General features: G+C 61.6%; 20 protein-coding genes. 14 read left to right on the top strand and 6 right to left on the bottom strand.

The genetic code is table 11. The features are described from left to right. Positions 1-12: 12 nt before the first annotated feature. The 4 genes from ANT_RS15345 to ANT_RS15330 form a co-directional block, all read right to left on the bottom strand. Positions 13-1,926, bottom strand: a complete 1,914-nt coding sequence (locus tag ANT_RS15345; RefSeq protein WP_013561444.1) for a phage major capsid protein — start codon at positions 1,924-1,926, stop codon at positions 13-15. Beyond that, positions 1,927-3,219, bottom strand: coding sequence for a phage portal protein (locus tag ANT_RS15340; protein ID WP_013561443.1), 1,293 nt, complete (start codon positions 3,217-3,219; stop codon positions 1,927-1,929). A 191-nt stretch (positions 3,220-3,410) separates the two neighbouring features. Continuing rightward, positions 3,411-4,931 (bottom strand): phage terminase large subunit family protein, encoded by a 1,521-nt coding sequence (locus tag ANT_RS15335; RefSeq protein ID WP_013561442.1) that lies wholly within the window; start codon positions 4,929-4,931, stop codon positions 3,411-3,413. Between the two features lie 301 nt (positions 4,932-5,232). Further along, positions 5,233-5,529 (bottom strand): hypothetical protein, encoded by a 297-nt coding sequence (locus ANT_RS15330; RefSeq protein WP_013561441.1) that lies wholly within the window; start codon positions 5,527-5,529, stop codon positions 5,233-5,235. 214 nt (positions 5,530-5,743) lie between these two features. Between ANT_RS15330 and ANT_RS15325 the strand changes: the two genes are divergently transcribed. The 4 genes from ANT_RS15325 to fdxA all read left to right on the top strand — a co-directional run bounded on the left by ANT_RS15325 (position 5,744) and on the right by fdxA (position 8,887). Further along, on the top strand, positions 5,744-6,412 hold the full coding sequence (locus ANT_RS15325; RefSeq protein ID WP_041455094.1) for a hypothetical protein: 669 nt from the start codon (positions 5,744-5,746) through the stop codon (positions 6,410-6,412). Between the two features lie 60 nt (positions 6,413-6,472). After that, positions 6,473-7,666 carry a serine hydrolase domain-containing protein gene (locus tag ANT_RS15320; protein WP_013561439.1) on the top strand — a complete coding sequence of 398 codons (1,194 nt, stop codon included), beginning with the start codon at positions 6,473-6,475 and terminating at the stop codon, positions 7,664-7,666. Between the two features lie 3 nt (positions 7,667-7,669). Beyond that, positions 7,670-8,584, top strand: a complete 915-nt coding sequence (locus ANT_RS15315; protein ID WP_013561438.1) for a nucleoside hydrolase — start codon at positions 7,670-7,672, stop codon at positions 8,582-8,584. A 129-nt stretch (positions 8,585-8,713) separates the two neighbouring features. Then, positions 8,714-8,887: a 4Fe-4S ferredoxin gene (gene fdxA / locus ANT_RS15310; protein ID WP_013561437.1), complete on the top strand. Its 174-nt coding sequence runs from the start codon at positions 8,714-8,716 to the stop codon at positions 8,885-8,887. Positions 8,888-8,937: 50 nt separating this feature from the next. On the opposite strand, the gene ANT_RS15305 is transcribed toward fdxA, so the two are convergent. Beyond that, positions 8,938-9,702 carry an SDR family NAD(P)-dependent oxidoreductase gene (locus ANT_RS15305; RefSeq protein WP_013561436.1) on the bottom strand — a complete coding sequence of 255 codons (765 nt, stop codon included), beginning with the start codon at positions 9,700-9,702 and terminating at the stop codon, positions 8,938-8,940. Between the two features lie 80 nt (positions 9,703-9,782). Between ANT_RS15305 and ANT_RS15300 the strand changes: the two genes are divergently transcribed. Continuing rightward, a complete protein-coding gene (locus tag ANT_RS15300; protein WP_013561435.1) occupies positions 9,783-11,018 on the top strand; it encodes a trans-sulfuration enzyme family protein in 1,236 nt (411 codons plus the stop codon). Positions 11,019-11,308: 290 nt separating this feature from the next. Here ANT_RS15300 and dnaK read toward each other — a convergent pair whose 3' ends face one another. Then, the gene (gene dnaK, locus ANT_RS15295; RefSeq protein WP_013561434.1) at positions 11,309-13,174 is read right to left on the bottom strand and encodes a molecular chaperone DnaK; all 1,866 of its coding nucleotides are present in this window, start codon (positions 13,172-13,174) and stop codon (positions 11,309-11,311) included. 225 nt (positions 13,175-13,399) lie between these two features. Here dnaK and ANT_RS15290 point away from each other — a divergent pair, with 225 nt between their 5' ends. From ANT_RS15290 to ANT_RS15250, 9 genes are all read left to right on the top strand, one after another. Continuing rightward, entirely contained in the window at positions 13,400-13,681 is a 282-nt protein-coding gene (locus tag ANT_RS15290; protein WP_013561433.1) for a type II toxin-antitoxin system RelE/ParE family toxin, read from the top strand. 9 nt (positions 13,682-13,690) lie between these two features. Continuing rightward, positions 13,691-13,987: a HigA family addiction module antitoxin gene (locus tag ANT_RS15285; RefSeq protein WP_013561432.1), complete on the top strand. Its 297-nt coding sequence runs from the start codon at positions 13,691-13,693 to the stop codon at positions 13,985-13,987. Between the two features lie 112 nt (positions 13,988-14,099). Beyond that, positions 14,100-14,681, top strand: a complete 582-nt coding sequence (locus ANT_RS15280) for an HD domain-containing protein (RefSeq protein ID WP_013561431.1) — start codon at positions 14,100-14,102, stop codon at positions 14,679-14,681. 98 nt (positions 14,682-14,779) lie between these two features. Beyond that, complete coding sequence (gene larE / locus ANT_RS15275; RefSeq protein WP_013561430.1) at positions 14,780-15,595, top strand: ATP-dependent sacrificial sulfur transferase LarE; 816 nt, start codon at positions 14,780-14,782, stop codon at positions 15,593-15,595. Between the two features lie 266 nt (positions 15,596-15,861). After that, entirely contained in the window at positions 15,862-16,959 is a 1,098-nt protein-coding gene (gene serC / locus ANT_RS15270; RefSeq protein ID WP_013561429.1) for a phosphoserine transaminase, read from the top strand. A gap of 182 nt (positions 16,960-17,141) precedes the next feature. Then, a complete protein-coding gene (locus ANT_RS16710) occupies positions 17,142-17,546 on the top strand; it encodes a hypothetical protein (RefSeq protein WP_013561428.1) in 405 nt (134 codons plus the stop codon). Between the two features lie 151 nt (positions 17,547-17,697). After that, positions 17,698-18,522 carry a CPBP family intramembrane glutamic endopeptidase gene (locus tag ANT_RS16705; RefSeq protein ID WP_013561427.1) on the top strand — a complete coding sequence of 275 codons (825 nt, stop codon included), beginning with the start codon at positions 17,698-17,700 and terminating at the stop codon, positions 18,520-18,522. A 52-nt stretch (positions 18,523-18,574) separates the two neighbouring features. Continuing rightward, positions 18,575-18,880 (top strand): hypothetical protein, encoded by a 306-nt coding sequence (locus ANT_RS15255; RefSeq protein WP_013561426.1) that lies wholly within the window; start codon positions 18,575-18,577, stop codon positions 18,878-18,880. Between the two features lie 249 nt (positions 18,881-19,129). After that, complete coding sequence (locus ANT_RS15250) at positions 19,130-20,212, top strand: PIN/TRAM domain-containing protein (protein ID WP_013561424.1); 1,083 nt, start codon at positions 19,130-19,132, stop codon at positions 20,210-20,212. Positions 20,213-20,225: the final 13 nt, after the last annotated feature.

Here is a 20,225-nt window from a genome sequence, read left to right as displayed (position 1 = left end):
AGTTTCCCCTTTCTAGCCCGCCACGTTGTTCTTGTGGAGCGGGCGGAAATCGTTGACCCACACCGCCAGGTAGTGGCGCACCTTCAGGCGGTGCTCGTCGTTGGTGAAGACTGCCGGGCTGAGTTCATCCCCGGCGATATAGACCTCCGGCAGGATGCCGAAGCGCTCGCCGATGAAGATTGCCGGAGCGATGCGCGGGTCAGCCACCGCCGCCCAGTCGGTCGGGTCGGTCCACTCCGGCACGGTGATGACATCGCCGGGTTCGCCGCGCTGAAGGTTCTCGCTGAAGATGTTGGCGGCGCGCTCCATGCCCGGGTAGAGAATCTGCATGGCGGTCAACTGCAGTTCGCGCGGCACCAGCAGATATTTCGGGCTGATTGCCATGCGCGGACCCGCGCCGTAAAAGCCCGCGGCGTTCTTCACCAGCATGGGCTGGCGGTACATGGCTTGCCCCACCGCCTCCCACTCCGCCGCCGAAAGCGCCCCCGTGCGCAGGTTGGCATGCCCGCCGGCGCTGGTCACCGGGTTGGCGTTGAACAGCGCCCCGCCGTCCGCCAGCGTGGGACCTGCCCCGCCGTTTTGGGTGAAGACCTCTGCCACCAGACGGCTGATTTTGCGCAGACCGGCGGCGGCAAGTTCGCGGGCGTAGGCTTTGAGTTTGCGGGTGTCATCGCGGTCAATCAATTCCAGGGTGAGCGGCACGTACCCGCCGTATTTCCGGAAGGTTGCCGTCTCGGCACTGTCGCCCACCGCCAGTTCGGTGTACTCGGCGCCCTCGGCGACTTCGGGCAGGTCGCCCACCGTGCCGACGAGAATACCGGTGATTTGATTGAGGGTGGTGAAGTGTTCCTGCACGGTCACCTTGCGCCACCAGTCGTACCCGGCGCGCCCCAGTTCCTCCCAGGTGTTGACCACGATTTTGTTGAGGGCGTTCTTGACCAGACCGGTGAAATCGGCGGTGGCGGCGAACTGCGCGCGGGTGCGGTCCCAGCCGCCGTGAAAGTCGTAATCGCCGGTGAGCATGAGGTACAGTTCGCGGATGCCCTGCAGGCGGTGCACCTTGAGGGTTTCCATGCCCTTCTCGCGCGGCACGCCGAAGAGGTCGTCCACCGCCGCCTGCAGTTGATCGCGGGTATCTGCCATCTCCAGGCGCCCCGGACCCAGGGCTGTCTGCGCGCCGGTGCAGTCCGAAACCCAGCGGCGGGCTTCCTCAATGCGCTGACGCAGTTCCTGCGGTTCGAAGGCGCGCCCCTGAAACTGCGCGCGCACGGCTTGCTCCATCGGCGCGGGTAGATGCGCCCCCTGAAGCGCCAGGTCCAGAAATGCGCCGTACCAGCGCTGAGGTTCTTCCTGCGCGGACGTTTGCGCCTGCGCCGAAGTTTGCACTCCCGGCACTGCCGGTTCGACCGATTGAGACTCCATACTGATTCCTCCCATGAAGTGGTTGAGCGCCCGCACGAAAGCCCCGCCCCGTGCGGGTTGAATGACCAGATCGAGCGAATTGACGCGCACGATGCGCTCCACCTGCCTGCCGCTGGCGGTGAACAGAATATCGGCGCTGAAGCCAATCTGCGGCTTGATTTCGCCGCGCGCCAGCATTTGCCGCCCCAGGTCTGCCAGCAGATGCCCCGAAGGTCCCATGGCGCGCAGGCGCACGCGCACCCCCTGCGAGGTTTCATCCCAGGCGGGCTGGGTGCATACGCCTGCCAGGTCGCGCACACTGCGCGCCCCCCAGGCGTGATCTATGAAGCACGCCGCGCCCTCCCAGAGCGGCAGAGAGCGGCGCAGGACCGCCTCATCGAAGCGCCAGCCGTTGCCCTCTCCGGCGGTGATTGCCAGCACCTCGAACTCTCCGGCAGAGGTGACTTCTCCCAGCGCGGTGAACCAGCCGCGCCGCGGCAGATGCAGAACCTGCCCGTGTTCCATTTATCCTCCCTTCTTTTCAGTGGATGGGTTTGCCGATGCGGGCGCCGTCTCTCCGGCAAAGCGGTACACCAGACGGAGCAGTTCGCTTTCGCCGATCAGCCCGCGTTCGTACAGGCGCATGAGCGCGCCGCTGGCATGCGCCAGCGCCGCCGCCAGCGAGGCGTTGTCGCGCGCCGAGAGGTCTGCCCCGCGCACCTGCACCTCATATTCGCCGCTGCGCCCGTGAATCCACGCCCAGCGGCGCAGGCAGGCGCGGGCGGTATCTTCCACCAGCCAGCAGAAGAACTTCTGACGCTGTTCCAGACGGCGGTAAGCCGGTCCACCGGCGGCTTCGGCGGTGGTGCGGGTGGCGCTCTCCGGCTCTGCCAGAAAGTGCAAAGGGATGCCCGCCCCGGCGGCAATCATCTTCTTCAGTGCCAGCCCGTCCTCGCCGGCTTCGTGGCTCTCCAGGTGCGGCTGGATGACGCTCCATTCCTCGCCTTCGTCGGTGACGAGAATACTGCCCGGCATGGGCGGGTTTGCCGCCAGCGTCTGCTGGCGCGCCAGGCGTTCGGCTTCGCTGGCAAAGCGCGAGCGCACGGTAAAGAGAAAGGTATTGCGGTAGCGGTTGAGGCGGGCGCGGTCTTCCAGCCAGCCGGCGTAGCGGTTGAGCCAGCGCAGTAACGGCGCCAGGTCGCTTTCCCCGCGCACCGCGCCCACCGGTCGGTTGATGGCGTAGTGCAGGATGGCGGGAGCAAAGCGCCCCTGTTCATCGGGCATGTCACTCTGCGGGTTGTACACCTGCCACCAGCGTTCCTCACCCGCGCCGTCCACCTGCAGGCAGGCAATTTCCTGCTGAAGGTCGTTTTCGGCGGTGCGGATGGCGCGAATTTGCAGTGCCGGGATGGCGCGCACGTAGGTCATCCCGCCGGCATCGGTGCTGAGCAGAAGGAAGAGTTCCCCGGCGCGGCTCAGTTCATCGCACCATTCCACCGTGCGCATGGGCAGGCGGTTGAGCGGATGCTCCCACCAGCGCTGAAGGAATGTTTGGGCTTCTGCCTGCGGGCTGACCACCGCCAGCCCGCCGCCGATGACGTACTCGGTGGTCAGTTCAACGATGCGCCGCGCCAGCGGGTTGGTGCGCCAGGCGTGCAGGGCTTGTTCCAGCGTCTGCTCGCGGTCGGGGGTAAGGCGTTCGTTCTCGCCCCAGGCTTGCGCGCGAATCAGCAGGGTGTTGTCGGTCTCCGCCAGCGCCATCTGCACGCGGCGGCGCACTTCGGGTTCAATCCAGCGGTGAAGGATGGTTTTCCACATGATTCCGGTTGGTTTTCCTCCCTGTTTGTGTAGGGTGTGTTCTCTGGACGATCTTCAAAAGGTGTTGGTGCGAGCGAGGGAAACACCCCCCGTGTATCTGGCGAGTTTGAACCCCTGGTGGAGATTGCTTACCCCTAACGGGGTGCTTTCGGGTGCTTCGCACCCTCGCAATGACACCCGGCGGTAAGCCCTCATTGCCCCCCGTCCAGTTCCTTCAGCGGGTCGCGGGCGGGGATGATGCCCGCATGGGCAGAAGTTGCCCCGCTCCAGCCCCACGCCATGCGGTCCAGCAGGGCGCACAACGCTCCTGCCATGAGCAGGTCGTCGTGCAGGTAGCCGCCCCCGCCGGGGTGGCGCGCGCCCTCCGGCACGCCCCAGTGCAGGCGCTGATGCGGGCTGGCGTCCACCTCGTAGGTGCATCCGCGGCACTGCGCCAGAAAGCGCTCCACCAGCGCCTGCGCCCGCCCCTCGTCCGCCTGCGGCAGGTGAAAGCGCCCGCTCTCCACCACCTCCAGAAAGCGGTAGCCCAGGTCGCTCTTGCTGGCAGAACTGAAGACGAAGCGCACCACCCGCCCGGGCAGGGCGCGGTCGAGGAAATCTGCCAGCCCGGCACCCACGCCGGTAGCGTCAATGACGATGCGCCGCGGAGACCACTGCCGCGCCAGTGCCAGCACCTGCTCGAAGAGGCGCGTCTGGCTCACCCCCGTCCACTGGCAGAGATGCACCGCCCGATAGCGCGGCGCGGGACGTCCGTCCTGCGGCGGCTCTACCTCCACAATCACCAGCGCGCTGGAATCGCGGCGGTTGCCTGCGTAATCGTCCATCAGCGGCAACTGCACCGGCGCCGTCCCACCCACATCCAGCAGGAAGGCATAGGTTCTGCCGGGCAGGGGCGCATCCTGCCAGGGATGAGTCCCGCGCAGAAGCGCCAGACGCTCTTCGGGGAAGAGCGTGCCGGCGGCATCCACTTCCTCGGAGAAGTACTGCGTGCGCACTGCCGGGTGATTGCGCCCCAACTGCTGAATGGCGCGCTCTACCGTGCGGGCATAGCGCGGATGGTCGGCGATGACCTCAGCGGCGGTGAGGCGGAAGACGCGGCGTACGCCGTCGCGGGCTTGCTCCGCCTGCGCCAGGCGCAGTTCGCGCCCCAGCAGGGTGGATGCCGTCCACGCCGTGCCCCAGAAGACGCGCACCGCGCCGGTGGAAGCCGTCATGGGGGCAAGTTCGGTATCGAACTTCTCGATGCTGACCGCCTGGGCTTCGTCCACCTCCAGCAGAAGCGAGGCGGTGGCGCCGACAATGCTGGCTCCGGGCGCGGCGGAGAGGAAGTGAATGCGCGCCTGCCCCAGGCGGAAGGTGTTGCCGCTCTCGCGCCGCCAGCGTCCGCGGGTGAGCGGATTGGCGTTGAGGACGCGCTCCAGACGGCGCATGGCGGTCAGACTCTGCGGGCGCAGGGTGGGCGAGGCTTTGACCATCTCGGCGGATGTGCCGCTGAAGAGGGTGAGCAGGTAGGCTTCCAGGTGGGCTTGGACTTCGTTCTTGCCGCTCTGGCGGGGGAACATCACCACGAAGGACAGCCCGCGGTCGTGCAGGACGGCGTCCACAATGGCGCGGGCAACCTGCGCCTGATAGGGGCGCAGGCGCACCCCGCTCAGGCGGGCAAAAGCGCAGACATCGCTGAGGGTTTGGCGCAGAAGGCGCAGTTCGTCCATGAATCATCCCCCTGAAAACAGAGTGACCCTCAAAATTGGCGGACACTCCCGCCAGGTGTGCGCGAGGTTGCTTACCCCGTTCGGGGCACTTTCCCTCGCTCCGCTCGCTCGCAACAACATCTTTTGCCCCCCTGAGAGGTGGAAACGGCGGCGGTACAAGCCCATACAGCGGTCGGATCGAACCGGGGGAAGCCGCGCAGTCTTTTCCCGCCTGAGGCGGTTGGCTGGCTGGCTGAAGGGCAAAAGGTCTCATCCGCCGGAACACCCGCACTGGCGCAACCGCACCGCCCATTTGACGGGCTTAACCGCCGCCGGTTTTCCCGCTCATCTCGCGGAAGATTTCATCCGCCATGTGGAAGATTTCATCCAGCGCGCCGCGGTCTTCGCTCAGTTCGCTCTGCACTTTGAGCATCTGCGCCAGCCGCGCGCACGCCTGACTGAAGGCTTCCAGCAGGCGCACCTGGTGGGGAAGCGGATTTTCCTCTTCGGCGCGCTCTGCCGTTTTGCGGATGAGGGAACGCAGCATCTCAATTTCCTCCCGCAGGGTTTGTTCCTGCGGAGGGCAGGATTCGCGCGGAGTCTTGCGTCTGCCTGCCATGTCCCTCCCTGTTTGATTAGAAAATATGTTCTATTTTCAAAGAGAGGGTAACATGCCCGCCCTCTTGCGGCAACCTGTCAAAAGGTGCAACAGACTTGCATACCTTTGCGGGGACTGCAGGGAATTTTGCAGTAAAAAGATATATAATCAAGCCGGCGGTGAAAGACCATCGAGAGGAACGCAGACGGGTGTCACCGCCAGGGCGCGAAGAGAAGTGTGCGCCCCGGGATGGCTCGACGGACTGCTGGATGCGGTTGCAAGCGAGACGCTTCCCATGAATTCATACCCGGTTGATGAAAGGCAGGCACATGTGACTTCCAAATCCACTCCCCTGTGGCAAACCGTTTTCATCTGGACGGCGGCAAATGCGCTGGGCATTGCCGCTTCTATGCCGCTCTCGGCGCTGATTTCTCTGGTAAAACCCCTCACCGGTCTGGCAGGCAGTGCGGTGGTCATCGGCATCCCCGTTGGATTGATGCAGTGGCTGGCGCTCCGCCGCACGGCGCGGGTTTCTCCGCTGTGGATTTTCACGGTCTTTTTCGGACTGGTTGCCGTTGGATGGCTGGCGGGTCTGATTTCGTTTCATGATGATGAAGGTATTCTGGAACTGTCTTCGCTCTACGCCCTGGCAGGGCTGATCATCGGACTTTTACAGTGGAGTTTGCTCTTCCGGCACTTCCGCCGATCCTTCTGGTATCCGCTGAGCAGTGCCCTGGGATTGGGACTGGCGCTGTGGGCAGTGTTGGTCACCAATCTGGTCAGTGTGAATGGCTCGCTCGCCCTGGCGCTGGGCATTCTCATCTACTCGGTCGCCACCGGTGTGGCTCTGGCGCACCTGCCGCCGGCATCCAGCCCTGAACCTGCTCCCGACCAGCCTGCCTGATATCCTTCGTTCCTGCGCTATAATCATCCTGTCCCAAACCCGTTGGATTGGAGGTTAACCATGGAACGCATTCCGCCCGAGCAGGCAGGCTTTTCTTCTGTTCGTTTACAGCGCATTACCAGTTTCTTTCAGTCGCTGGTGGATCGTCAGGTGATTGCCGGTGTGGATGCGCTGGTGGCGCGCCGCGGCAGGGTGGCGTACCGTCAGTGCGTGGGTTTTGCCGACCTTGAAAGTGCCAAACCCCTGGCTGAGGATGCCCTCTACCGCATTTACTCGATGAGCAAGCCCATCACCAGCGTGGCGGTGATGATGCTTTTTGAGGAAGGCGCCTTTCACCTCTTTGACCCGGTGGCGCGCTACATCCCCGCGCTGGGGGAAGTGAAGGTGTACCAGCCGCGCAGCGGCGGCGCCGATTTCGACCTTGTCCCGCCCAAACGTCCCATCACCATTCACGACCTGCTGACCCACACCGCCGGGCTGTCCTACGGCTTTGACGAACATTCGTACATTGACGACCTCTACCGCAAAATGGTCTGGCAGAGGCTGGAGAAAGACCCGGAAATTACTCTGGGAACACTGGTGGAAGAGATTGCCAAAATCCCGCTGGCGTTCCACCCCGGAACGTCTTACCGCTACAGCACCGCCATTGACGTGCTGGGTTATCTGGTCGAGGTGGTGTCGGGCAAACCGTTCGATGTCTTCCTGCGCGAGCGCATCTTCGAACCGCTGGGCATGAACGATACCGATTTCTGGGCACCGCCGGAGAAAGCCGCCCGCCTGGCAAACCTGTACGGACCGGCTGAGGGCGGCGGTTTGAAGGTCATTCAGACGATGGAAAACTTCCTGCGCAAACCCTCAGTTCCCAGCGGCGGCGGGGGGCTGGTGTCTTCCACCGCCGATTACTTCCGCTTTGCTCAGATGATGCTCAACCGCGGCGAATGGCAGGGCGTGCGCCTGCTGGGGCGCAGGACGGTGGAATGGATGTGGATGAATCACCTGCCGGAAGGACTGCGCCTGCCCGATGATCCCGCCTGCGGTTTTGGCTTGGGCGGCAGTGTGGTGGTGGATGCCGCCCGCCACTGGCACATGTGCTCGCCGGGCAACTGGGGCTGGGGCGGTGCCGCCAATACCTGGTTCTTCCTCGACCCCAGCGAAGACCTGCTGGCGATGATCATGCTCCAGTACATGCCGGGATTCACCATCCCCTTCCACCACACCTTTGCCAACCTGGTGTATCAGGCGCTGAACGATTGAAGTATGTCCCATCCCATCCCGCTGATTCTGGACACCGACATCGGCACGGATATTGACGACACCTGGGCGCTGGCAGTCTTACTGCGCTCGCCCGAGGTGGATGTGCGCCTGGCGCTCTCCGCCACCGGCGATACCGCCTACCGCGCCCGCCTGCTGGCGAAGTTCCTGCAGGTCTCCGGCAGGTGCGATATTCCCGTCGGCGTGGGTGTGTATGCGGAAGATGAATCCCTGCCCAGACGCCTGCAGGAAGCCTGGGTGCAGGGCTACGCGCTGGAAGACTACCCCGGCAGGGTGCATGCCGACGGCGTTGCCGCGCTCATCGAGACCATCCTGAATGCACCCGAGCCGGTCACCCTGCTTGCCATTGGACCGCTGACCAACATCGCCGCCGCGCTGGAGCGCGAGCCGTCCATCGCCCGGCGGACGCACTTTGTGGGCATGCACGGCAGTATATACCGCGGATACGGCGGCGCTCCGGAAGCCCATGCCGAGTACAACGTCAAACTGGACGTACCTGCCAGCCGCAAAGTCTTCTCTGCCGACTGGCTGAGTTTTACCCTCACCCCGCTGGACACCTGCGGGCTGGTAACCCTGCAGGGCGAGCGCTACGCCGCCGTGCGCGATTCCAGCCACCCCATCACCCGCGCGCTGATGGAAAACGTGCGCCTGTGGTGTGCCGCCTCGCCGCCCTGGCTGAAGATACCCATCGATCCCGAACGCCAGTCCAGCACGCTGTTTGATGTGGTTGCGGTGTACCTTGCCTTTGCCGATGACCTGCTGGAGATGCGCACCCTGCCGCTCATCGTGGACGAAGCCGGCTTTACCCGCGTACATCCCGAGGGCAAAGCGGCGCGCTGTGCGCTGGCGTGGAAGGACCTGCCCGCTTTTGAGCAGTGGATGGTCGAGCGCCTGCGCTGAGGTCGTGACATTTCACGCTCAAACGCGTGACAATTGACAAGAACTCTTTCTGCAAAAATCGGGTATGCTACAGGCGGAAAACAACACAGCCGCAGGGCTGTGATGACGTCAAACCTTAAGGAGTGTGTCATGACTCACGTAATTTCTAAGGACGATTGCATTCAGTGCGGCGCTTGCGAAACCGAGTGCCCCGAAGGCGCAATCTACATGGACGGCGAATACTACGTGGTGGATGAGGCAAAGTGCAAGGACTGCGGTTCCTGCGTGGATGTCTGCCCCACCGGCGCCATCGGTCCCAAATAAATCCCTCTGAGGATGACGAAAAGGGCGGGGTTGCACCCGCCTTTTTCGTTTTAATCGGCGCTGTCTGCCGCCAGCCGATTCCAGCGTTCGCCGCCGTCTACTACCAGCACCTCGCCGGTGATGAAATCCGAGCGCGCCAGGAACACTACCGCCTCTGCCACGTCCTCGGCTCTGCCCCAGCGTCCCAGCAGGTTGCGCTGAGCAATGGCGGCGCGGCGTTCCTCGCTCAGGTACTCCGGTGCCAGCACCGCCCCCGGCGCTACCGCGTTGACGCGCACCCCGGGCGCCAGTTCCAGTGCCAGTTGGCGGGTGAGCGCCAGCAGAGCGGTCTTGCCCATGGCGTGGGCGGTGAAATCCCGCCAGGGTTCGTAGAGCACCAGGTCGAGAATATTGACAATCACCCCGACGCCGCGCTGTTTCATGCCCGGCGCCACAGCGTTGGCACAGAACAGCGAGCCGTAAATCAGCACATCCAGCACCTTTTTCCACCGCTCCCATTCCTGCTCGTCCTGTACCGGGAAGGGCGTCTTGAGGAAGGGCGAAGCGCTGTTGACCAGCACATCCACCCCGCCCAGTTGACGTTCTGCCTCGCGCACCATGGTTTCCACCTGTGCGCGGTCTGCTACATCCGCGCGGATGGGCAGGGCGCGCACTCCCAGGGCTTCCGCCTCGCGCGCCGTTTTCACCACCTCTTCCTGGGAAGAGTGGTAGTTGATGACCACATTCGCGCCTGCCCGCGCCAGCGCCAGGGTGATGGCTTTGCCCACCCGCACCGCGCCGCCGGTAATCAATGCCGTTTTTCCTGCCAGTTCCATCCGTTTGACCTTTCCTTGGGAAAATTTGCTTGTGTTATACTGGCATTGTACTCAAAAATCCCGTTTCAGATTGGAGCCGTATGACTTTTCCTTCTCGATTCGGACTCAGCACCCTGGTCAACCATGTGGGCGAGGGCGAAGCGCCTCTGGATGCCCACTCCAACCCCATCTTCCAGACTTCGACCTTCCGCTTCCCCGATGTTGCCACCGGCGCGGCGCGCTTCCGCGGCGAGGAAGATGGCTTCATCTACACCCGCTTCGATAACCCCAACTTCCGGCAGGCGGCGGCAAAGATTGCCGCGCTGGAAGGCATTGACCTTCTGCGCGCCCAGCCCGATGCTCCCATGGAAGAAGTTGTGGCTGGGCGCATGTTTTCTTCGGGCATGGCGGCAATCACCACTGCCATCCTGGCGCGGGTGCGCGGCGGTCAGACGGTGATTGCCCAGGAAGCCCTCTACGGCGCGACCTACACCTTTCTGCACGATTTTGCTCCGCAGTACGGTATTCAGGTGGTCTGGCTCAACCATCCCCAGCCTGAGGACTGGGAGCGCGCCTTCCGCGAGCACCCTGACGCCGTGCTGGCATACGCCGAATCGCCCGCCAACCCCACGATGGGCATCATTGACCTTGCCGCCGCGGCGGAGATTGCCCACCGCTACGGCGCCTGGCTGATGGTGGATAACACCTTTGCTACCCCCTACTGCCAGCGCCCGCTCACCCTGGGCGCCGATGTGGTGGTGCATTCCACCACCAAGTACCTGGCGGGTCACGGTGTGGTGGTGGGCGGCACGGTGGTCAGCCGCCATGTGGAGTACATCCACAAGAACCTGAACGCTACCAACAAACTGCTGGGCGGCAACCCCGGTCCGTTCGACACCTGGCTGACCTCGATGGGACTGCGCACCTTTGAACTGCGCATGGAACGCCACTGCGCCAATGCCATGCAGGTCGCCGCCTGGCTGGAACAACATCCCGCCGTTTCGCGGGTGTACTACCCCGGCTTAACCAGTCACCCTGAGCATGAACTGGCAAAGCGCCAGATGCACGCCTTCGGCGGGATGATTTCCTTCGAACTCAAGGGCGGGCTGGAAGCCGGCAAAGCCCTGATGGAAAACGTGCGCCTGCTGACGCTGGCGGTGAGCCTGGGCACTACCGACTCGCTGATTTCTCACCCCGCCAGCATGACCCATTCGGGTGTGCCGCCAGCCGCGCGCCAGGCGGTGGGCATCACCGATGGGCTGGTGCGCTTCTCGGTGGGCATTGAGAACGTGGAAGACATCCTCGCCGATCTGGAGCAGGCGCTGAAGGGACTGTAACGCACGCCCCGCAGGGGGTAAGCAACCTCTCTCTATCACCTTGTGAAAGGTCGCCGCGCTCACTGCGCTTGCTCCCGATGACACCCAATCGTGTCGTTGCGAGCGAGTGAAACGAGCGAAAGTGCCCCGAACGGGGTAAGCAACCTCCCGCAAGGCTTGTATATATAAGAGATTGCTTCGGGCGCTTTGCGCCTTCGCAATGACACTCTCTTTCTTCGCGTCCTTTGCGCCCTTCGCGGTGAAAAAAACGGGCGGGAAACACTCCCGCCCGTTCCTGATTCCCGCCCGGCTTACGCCTCGCGGAACTCGCCTTCCACCACTTCGCCCGCGCCGTCACCACCGGCGCCGCCCACAGGCTGACCCTGCGGCACGCTTTGCAGTGCCACTGCGGCTTGTGTCAGGGTTTGCATGCGGTTGCGGATTTGCTCCGCATCCTCGCCGCTCATCGCCTGGCGCAGGTCGTTGATCTTCGCCTGGATGTCCTCGCGGGTTGAGGCAGGCACGGCATCGCCGCGCTCTTTGAGCAGTTTCTCCACCTGATAGATGGCGTTGTCCGCCTGATTGCGGGCTTCCACCACCTCTTTGCGGCGGCGGTCAGCGGCTTCGTGCTGGCGCGCCTCGTTGACCATGCGCTCGATGTCGCTCTTGTTCAGGTTGGTCGAAGCCGTAATGGTCACGCGCTGTTCCTTGCCGGTGGCTTTGTCCTTGGCCGTCACGTTGAGGATGCCGTTGGCGTCAATGTCAAAGGTCACCTCAATTTGCGGTATACCGCGCGGAGCCGGCGGGATGCCTTCCAGGCGGAAGCGCCCAAGGCTGATGTTGTCCGCCGCCATGGCACGCTCGCCCTGCAGGACGTGCACATCCACTGCCGTCTGGTTATCCTCGGCGGTGGAGAAGATCTCCGACTTGCGCACCGGGATGGTGGTGTTGCGCGGGATGAGTACGGTCATCACACCGCCCAGCGTCTCCACGCCCAGCGAGAGCGGGGTCACGTCCAGCAAGAGGACGTCCTTCACCTCGCCGCCCAGCACGCCGCCCTGGATGGCGGCACCCACTGCCACCACCTCATCGGGGTTGACGCTCTTGTTGGGTTCTTTGTTGAAGATGCGGCGCACAAATTCCTGCACCATGGGCATGCGGGTTGAACCGCCCACCAGCACAATCTCATCCACCTGCGAAGGGCTCAGTTTGGCATCGCGCAGGACGGCTTCCACCGGTCCGCGCATGCGTTCCACCAGATCGGCGGTCAACTGCTCGAATTTGGCGCGCGAGAGGCGCAGTTGCAGGTGCTTGGGTCCGTTGACGTCGGCGGTGATGTAGGGCAGGTTGATCTCCGTCTCCATCATGCTGGAGAGTTCAATCTTGGCTTTTTCGGCGGCTTCGCGCAGACGCTGGAGCGCTTGACGGTCCTGCCGCAGGTCAATGCCCTGTTCTTTCTTGAACTCATCCGCCGCCCAGTTGACGATGCGCTGATCCCAGTCATCGCCGCCCAGGTGGGTATCGCCGTTGGTGGCGCGCACCTCGATGACGTTATCGCCTACTTCCAGCAGGGAAACATCGAACGTACCGCCGCCCAGGTCGAAGACCAGAATCTTCTCGTTCTTTTTCTTGTCCAAACCGTAAGCCAGCGCCGCCGCGGTCGGCTCGTTGATGATGCGCAGGACTTCCAGTCCGGCAATCTTCCCGGCGTCTTTGGTGGCTTGCCGCTGGCTGTCGCTGAAATACGCCGGCACGGTAATCACCGCCTGAGTGACTTTCTCGCCCAGGTAGGCTTCGGCGTCGGCTTTGAGTTTTGCCAGAATCATCGCCGAAATTTCCTGCGGGGTGTACTCGCGGTTGGTTTGCGGGACGAACACCCGCGCATCGCCCGCCGGACCTTCCACCACCTTGTAAGGCACCATCTTGCGCTCGGTTTCTACTTCGCTAAAACGCCGTCCCATGAAGCGCTTGATGGAGTACACGGTATTTTCGGGGTTAATGACCGCCTGCCGTTTGGCGGTTTGTCCCACCAGCCGCTCGCCGTTTTTGGTAAACGCCACGACCGAAGGGCACAGGCGCGAACCTTCGGCGGTGGTAATCACCACCGGCTCGCCGCCTTCCATCACCGCCACCACGCTGTTGGTCGTTCCCAGGTCAATGCCAATAATCTTTCCCATAATTTCCTCTCTCCTTTCATGAGGAAGATATTTTCCAGTTTTTATTCCAGAGCAAGGATACCCGCGCCGTGCAAGAAATAAATTAACGAAGTATAGGAAGAGTATTAACAAATGCGCGGGGACTGCGTTCGAAAGCCTCTTCCGTAACGGGTAATCCTCGCTGAACGGGACACCTTCAGGATTATTCTGTTTGACATGATATGTGTTTCATGATATACTCAGGTTGTGATTAAGTCCTTCCGCGATCGCTCTACCGAGAGCCTGTTTCACGGAGAACGGCATCCCTCTCTGCCGCCCAATCTGCAAAGAATTGCCTTGCGCAAACTGCTCATCCTGGATGCCGCCGCCGATCTCGATGACCTGCGTGTTCCGCCCGGCAATCACCTGGAGAAACTGCGCGGCGACCGCGAAGGACAGTACAGCATCCGTATCAACGACCGTTACCGTCTTTGCTTTGTCTGGCAGGACGGAGACGCCTATGAAGTTGAAATTACCAATTACCACTAGAGGTGTGCCATGACCCGCGAAATTCCGCCTATCCATCCCGGTGAGATTTTACTGGAAGAGTTTCTCAAGCCGTTGGGCATCAGCCAGAACGCCCTGGCTCGCGCTCTGCGCGTTCCGCCCGACCGTATCAATGCCATTGTGCAGGGCAAGCGCAGTATCACGGCAGATACTGCTTTGCGTCTGGCGCGCGCTTTTGGCACAACGCCTCAGTTCTGGCTGAATTTGCAGGCGCGTTACGACCTGGATGTTGCGCAGGATCGTCTGGAAGAGCAGATTGAGCGCGAGGTGCTTCCTTTGATTGAATAACTCTGCCCTGCCGCTTGTTTTTCGTTGAGAAACGAGACCCGTGCCAGCGCAGACCTTCTAAAACCTGACGCATTCCATCTTCATCCTGCCGTTCATCGGTATAATCAAAAGTATGTACACCCCGTTACCGTTCCCCATTGACTCCCTGCATCCGGTGGACTGGCTGTTTGCCGCGCTTTCCTTTGCCGCCGAACGCCACCGCGATCAGCGCCGCAAGGGCGTTCTGCATGCCCCTTACATTAACCACCTTATTGAGGTGGCACATCTGCTCTGGGCGGTGGGCGGGGTGCGCGACCCCGAAGTGCTGGCGGCGGCTGTCCTGCACGACGTGCTGGAAGATACCCCTACTTCTCCCGAGGAAATCAACCGCCTGTTTGGCGCGCGGGTGCGCGCGCTGGTGCAGGAAGTCAGCGATGACAAGAGCCTGCCCCAGGCAGAGCGCAAACGCCTGCAGGAAGAACACGCTCCCTGCCTCACCGCCGACGCCAAACTCATCAAACTGGCGGATAAAATCAGCAATGTGCGCTCCATTCTGGAAGATCCGCCGGAACAGTGGAGTGATGCGCGTCGCCGCGAGTACGTTGCCTGGGCGGTGCGGGTGGTGGCGGGCATGCGCGGGGTCAACCCGGCGCTGGAAGATGAGTTCGACCGTATGGTGGCGCGGGCGCGTGAAATCTGGCAGGATTTGCCCTGAGAGCCGTTATTCCCTGTTTTAATTCATTAATTCAGGTAAAATTAGGTGTAATTCAGGCGGGGACATCCCGCCCTTACCGATTTTCCCGGAGAACCCCCATGAGTACAGAAAAAATCCAGCGCCTGTTTGAAATCCTTGCTGAATTGGACAGCGCCATTGTGGCTTTTTCCGGCGGGGTGGACAGCACCCTGGTTGCCGCCGCGGCGTACCGCGTGCTGGGCGAGCGCGCCGTTGCCATCACGGCTGTCTCGGAGAGCCTGGCGGAGAGCGAGCGCGAAGAGACCCTGGCGCTGGCGCGCCACATCGGCATCCGCCACGTGCTGATTCACAGCCACGAACTGCAGGATGAACGCTACCGCGCCAACTCGCCCATGCGCTGTTACTGGTGCAAGAACGAACTGGGCGCTCTGCTGGCGGCGTATGCCCGCCAGCATCACTACTCCGCCATTCTGGACGGCAGTAATCTTGACGATCTCGGCGATGTGCGCCCCGGACGCAAAGCCATGCAGGAAGCCGGTTTCCGCTCCCCGCTCATCGAAGCCGGCATGACCAAAGCCGATGTGCGCGAAGCCGCCCGTCTGCTGGGCTTGCCCAACTGGGATAAGCCCGCCATGGCATGCCTGGCGTCACGCATCCCCTTTGGCATGCAGGTCACCCGCGAGAACCTGCGGCAGGTGGAGCAGGGCGAAGCCTTCCTGCGCTCGCTGGGACTGCGCCAGGTGCGCCTGCGCCATCACGGCAGGGTAGCCCGCCTGGAAGTTGAGGAAAGCGGCTTTGCCCTGGTGCTTCAGCACCGCGAAGCCATCACCGCGCGGCTGAAGGAAATCGGCTTCAGCCATGTAGCCCTGGATCTGGCGGGTTACCGTCAGGGCAGTCTGCACACCGCGCTGGAGTCTGCCCAATCTGCGGGTTGAGCCAAAGCCGAGCCATGCCGAAGCGCCCGCTGAGCCGTGTCAAAGCGTGCACTCTCTTTTTTTTTGCGTCCTTCGCGCCTTCGCGGTAAACCTGTTTGCCCTGTACCCACCTCAAGGGTAGGGTGAATTATGCCAATTGCATGGGCAGAAGGCGATAAAAGACAGTATCCTCAATGGCTCAAAACAGGGTATCATCAAGAATGGCATGATCGCCATCCAAGCACCTGATGTCCCTGCCAACCTTTGATATAAGAGGTTCCACGAACATGAGCACCTACAAACGCGTTCACAATTTCAATGCCGGACCGTCCATTCTCCCCGAGCCTGTGTTGTTGCAGGCTCAGGCGGAGATGCTTGACTATCAGGGCACCGGCATGTCGGTAATGGAGATGTCTCACCGCTCCAAAGAGTTCGAAGCCATCATCCAGACCGCCGAAGCCGACCTCCGCGAACTGCTGGGCATTCCTCAGAATTACAAAGTGATGTTCCTGCAGGGCGGCGCCAGTTTGCAGTTTGCCATGCTGGCAATGAACCTGCGCCCCGCCGGCGCCTCGGCGGATTACATCGTCACCGGCGCATGGAGTCGTACCGCGCTCAAAGAAGCCCAGAAACTGGGCACCACCCGCGTGGTCTTCAACGGCGAGGGCGAGAACTTCACCCGCCTGCCCGAACCTGCCGAGTTGCAGTTTGACCCCAACGCGGCGTACGTGCACTTCTGCCACAACGAGACCATTCACGGCGTGGAGTTCAAGAGCGAGCCGGTCGTCCCCGAAGGCGTGCCGCTGGTGTGCGATATGTCGTCCGATTTCCTCAGCCAGCCGGTAGATGTGAGCAAATACGGGCTGATTTACGCCGGCGCGCAGAAGAACGCCGGTCCCGCAGGCGTGACCATTGTGATCATCCGCGAGGATTTGCTGGCGCGCGTCCCCGAGAAAATGCCCGTGATGCTGGATTACAAAGTGCTGGCGGAGAGCGGTTCTCTGCACAACACCCCGCCCTGCTACGCCATCTACATCACCGGGCTGGTGCTGAAGTGGCTGAAGAACCTCGGCGGGCTGAACGCCATGTACGAAATCAACCGCGAGAAGTCCGAGATGGTGTACCGCGCCATTGACGAGAGCGGCGGCTACTACCGCGGACATGCCCGCCCCGAAGCCCGCTCCATCATGAACATCCCCTTCCGCATGGCGAGCGAGGAACTCGAAGACCTGTTCGTCAAGGAAGCCAAGAAAGCCGACCTGATTGGCTTGAAGGGACACCGCTCGGTGGGCGGCTTGCGCGCCTCGCTCTACAATGCCCTGCCGGTAGCCTCTGCCCGCGCGCTGGTGGAGTTCATGAAAGACTTCCAGCAACGCCACGGCTAAACCCAGGCGTTTTTGTCCCTTTGAGGCGGCTTCGTCCTGTTGTGGGCGGAGCCGCTTTTTTGATTCGCCGGATTGTTTTATTGTGTAGTACAATTTTTAATGTCTCCACGGTGCTTCCGGCAAAGACCAATTGTTTTCCGGTGGACCCTTCACCTCATCCCTTTATTTTTTGGAGGAAACTCATGAAGAAAAACCGCGTTCAAATTTTGATTGCCGCACTGGTGCTGTTACTGGTCACGCTGGCATGCGAATTCAGCGCCAGCACGGCAAAGATTCAAGAGGTGTGGTTGTCCACCGATGAGGCGGGCGAACAGCGCACCACCACCTTCGCCCCCGATGCCGTCTTCTACGCTCAGGTGGATTTGCGCAACGCCCCTGACGACACCAGCCTCAAAGCCGTGTGGACGGCGGTAGAAGTGGAAGGCGCCGAGCCCAATCTGGTGCTTGCCGAGACCGATTTCACCAGCGGGAGCGGCACGGTGACCTTCAACCTGAAGAACGACCAGTTATGGCCCGCCGGCAAGTACCGCGTGGAGATTTATCTGAACGGAAAACTGGATAAGACTGTGGATTTTGAGGTGCAGTAAGCCTCTCGGTGCGTCTGACGTACCCCTCGGTGAGCTCAGGGTACGTGCGCTTCGGCAGGCTCGGCTTGCGCAGACCGTGTGCCGAGCCTGTTGAGGCACACGGCAGTCATTGGTTGGCTCAGCCAGTTAATGCCTTTTCAGAGAGGTCAAGATGAAGGCAGAAAACCGTGATTTCCCCTTACTCTTTTTCCTGCTGACACTGGGCTTTTCCTGGCTCTTCTGGACGCCACTGGCACTGCAGGCACATGGATGGCTCACCCTGCCCGCCCCGCTGGCGGATTTCCTCGCCGGTGCGTTCAACCCCGCGCCGTGGATGCCCTCGCTGATGGGCATCCTGCTGACCCTCATCTATGAGGGCTGGCAGGGACTGACCGCATGGCTGAAGAACGGCTTGAACCCGCGCCGTCTGGGGCGCGCCGGCTGGCTGATGACAATCTTCCTGCCGCTGGGCATCTTCCTGGGCGCGCACCTCATCGAAGCCCTCATCCGCCAGCATCCGCCGGACCTGAGCGTTCTTTCCAACCCGCCCCTGGCGCTGTTTGCCCCGCTGGTCATCCTCTTCACCAGCGGACCGCTTCAGGAAGAGTTCGGCTGGCGCGGCTTTGCCCTGCCGCGGTTGTTGCGCCGTTTCAACGCCCTGACCGCCAGTGTGTGGCTGGGCTTTTTCTGGTGGCTGTGGCACCTGCCACTGGTGTTCATCCCCGGGAAATTCATGGTGAGCACCCTGACCCTGTTTCTGCTCCTGCTGGTGGAGATTGTGCTGACTGCTGTTCTGATGACCTGGGTGTACCGCCGCACGCAACACAGCATCCTGGCGGCGCTGGTCTTTCACACGGTGATGAATTACTCCATCTGGGTGCTCCTGCCGTCCATGCAGGTTTCCGCAGGGCTGATTCTCATCACCTGCGCTCTGCTGGCACTGGCAGTTGCCGGGCTGGTCCTGCGGGAAGAACGGCAACAGAGTCAACTGGCATGAACCATTCTCTGGAAAATCCGAAAGATCAGGCTTGAGTTGGAAGAGGAAAGGTATGAAACAAGTTCGCAGAGTCCTGGGCGTGTGGTTGCTGCTTAACCTGATGGGACTGGCGGTTCTGGCGCTGGGCTGGATGGCACTCCACGATATTTTCCACGATTACGTCAGTCCGGGTGTGCTGGCAGAAGCCGGCGTGCAGGCATCCTTGCCGGAGTGGACGCAAACTTCGGGCGAGTGGAGCATGGTGCTGGTAGTCTGGGCGCTTTTGCTGGCACTGCTGGCGCTGAACGTGCTGATGACCGGCTGGCTTTTCCTGCGCCGCCCGTTTGAAGAGAGGCAAGACCTTCCCTTGTCAAGGTAACAAGAAGTTTCAGCGCCTGAGAAAAAAATAAGCCTGTCCGCAAGGTCTTTTTCCGTCTGGTAAACCTCACGGAAAAATCCGCGGGGGCTTTGTGCTGACCACCGGTGTCGAGCGGGGAATTGTGATTTGTGAAAGCCCGGAAAAGGTGGCATTTCTCATTGACGAACCCTCGCAAGACATGCTATCATCCATCATACCTGCAATTATCTTTGCATTCATTCTGGACCTTAACAAAAGGAGGACTTATTCATGAGCGCTGATTTTGTGGCTCGCCTGATTGGCATGATTGTCTTTTCCATCCTCGGCGTGTACCTTGGGACGCATCTGGGCAGGCTGGCAAATGAAACCCCCAGCGAGTTTGTTTTTTCCGTTGAGCAGTACGCCTTCACCATCGGCATGGTAGGCGCTTTGATTGGACTCATTCTTACCCCTTATCTCACCACTCGCCCCATCAAGTCTCTGCGCATGCAGTTGAGCCGTCTGTCCACCCGCTCTCTGCTGGCATCGCTCATCGGCTTGATTGTGGGCTTGATCATCGCCGCTTTGCTCTCGTTTCCGCTTTCGCTGTTGCCTGCACCCTTCGGGCAGGTGATGCCTTTCATCGGCGTGCTGATCATGGCGTATCTGGGCGTTTCGGTCTTCCTTACCCGTCAGGATGACCTGTTCAGCATGGTACAGGGTTTTTCCCGAGGCGGAGCGGCTGGCGCAGAGGGCGGCGCCCCAATGGCGGAGCGCACCATCCTGCTGGATACCAGCGTAATTATTGACGGGCGCATTGCCGATATTGCCCGCACCGGCTTTTTGCCGGGCTCTCTGCTCATCCCGCGCTTTGTGCTGAACGAACTGCAGTACATTGCCGATTCTTCGGATACCCTGCGCCGTCAGCGCGGCAGACGCGGCATGGAAGTGCTGGCGCAACTGCAGAAGGAGCCGGGCATTCCGGTGCGCATCACCGACCTGGATGTGGAAGGCGTGCGCGAGGTGGACGACAAACTGGTCATCCTTGCCCGCCAACTGCGCTGTCCCATCCTCACCAACGACTACAACCTCAACCGCATCGCCGAACTGCAGGGCGTGACCATCCTGAACATCAACGAACTGGCAAACGCGGTGAAATCCGTCCTGTTGCCGGGCGAGATGTTGCAGGTGCGCATCATTCAGGAAGGCAAAGAGCCTTCTCAGGGCGTTGCCTACATGGATGACGGCACGATGGTGGTGGTGGAGAACGGGCGCGATTACATGGATCAGGAAATTAATGTGGTGGTGACCAAAGTTCTGCAAACCGCCGCCGGGCGCATGATTTTTGCCCGTCCTGAACGTGAAAACGAATAAAAGAGGGAAGAAC

This window comes from Anaerolinea thermophila UNI-1 (genome assembly GCF_000199675.1).
Taxonomy (GTDB): Bacteria; Chloroflexota; Anaerolineae; order Anaerolineales; family Anaerolineaceae; genus Anaerolinea; species Anaerolinea thermophila.
The sequence above is the reverse complement of the archived record's forward strand: the minus strand, read 5'-3'. Positions and strand labels throughout refer to the sequence as shown.

Bases quoted from the DNA above. Each gene is read 5' to 3' on its own strand.
- larE (WP_013561430.1), top strand. From the start codon at position 14,780: ATGAGTACAGAAAAAATCCAGCGCCTGTTTGAAATCCTTGCTGAATTG.
- ANT_RS15285 (WP_013561432.1), top strand. From the start codon at position 13,691: ATGACCCGCGAAATTCCGCCTATCCATCCCGGTGAGATTTTACTGGAA.
- serC (WP_013561429.1), top strand. From the start codon at position 15,862: ATGAGCACCTACAAACGCGTTCACAATTTCAATGCCGGACCGTCCATT.
- ANT_RS15315 (WP_013561438.1), top strand. From the start codon at position 7,670: ATGTCCCATCCCATCCCGCTGATTCTGGACACCGACATCGGCACGGAT.
- ANT_RS15320 (WP_013561439.1), top strand. From the start codon at position 6,473: ATGGAACGCATTCCGCCCGAGCAGGCAGGCTTTTCTTCTGTTCGTTTA.
- ANT_RS15280 (WP_013561431.1), top strand. From the start codon at position 14,100: ATGTACACCCCGTTACCGTTCCCCATTGACTCCCTGCATCCGGTGGAC.
- ANT_RS15340 (WP_013561443.1), bottom strand. From the start codon at position 3,219: ATGTGGAAAACCATCCTTCACCGCTGGATTGAACCCGAAGTGCGCCGC.
- ANT_RS15330 (WP_013561441.1), bottom strand. From the start codon at position 5,529: ATGGCAGGCAGACGCAAGACTCCGCGCGAATCCTGCCCTCCGCAGGAA.
- ANT_RS15250 (WP_013561424.1), top strand. From the start codon at position 19,130: ATGAGCGCTGATTTTGTGGCTCGCCTGATTGGCATGATTGTCTTTTCC.
- ANT_RS16705 (WP_013561427.1), top strand. From the start codon at position 17,698: ATGAAGGCAGAAAACCGTGATTTCCCCTTACTCTTTTTCCTGCTGACA.
- ANT_RS16710 (WP_013561428.1), top strand. From the start codon at position 17,142: ATGAAGAAAAACCGCGTTCAAATTTTGATTGCCGCACTGGTGCTGTTA.
- dnaK (WP_013561434.1), bottom strand. From the start codon at position 13,174: ATGGGAAAGATTATTGGCATTGACCTGGGAACGACCAACAGCGTGGTG.
- fdxA (WP_013561437.1), top strand. From the start codon at position 8,714: ATGACTCACGTAATTTCTAAGGACGATTGCATTCAGTGCGGCGCTTGC.
- ANT_RS15335 (WP_013561442.1), bottom strand. From the start codon at position 4,931: ATGGACGAACTGCGCCTTCTGCGCCAAACCCTCAGCGATGTCTGCGCT.
- ANT_RS15300 (WP_013561435.1), top strand. From the start codon at position 9,783: ATGACTTTTCCTTCTCGATTCGGACTCAGCACCCTGGTCAACCATGTG.
- ANT_RS15345 (WP_013561444.1), bottom strand. From the start codon at position 1,926: ATGGAACACGGGCAGGTTCTGCATCTGCCGCGGCGCGGCTGGTTCACC.
- ANT_RS15255 (WP_013561426.1), top strand. From the start codon at position 18,575: ATGAAACAAGTTCGCAGAGTCCTGGGCGTGTGGTTGCTGCTTAACCTG.
- ANT_RS15305 (WP_013561436.1), bottom strand. From the start codon at position 9,702: ATGGAACTGGCAGGAAAAACGGCATTGATTACCGGCGGCGCGGTGCGG.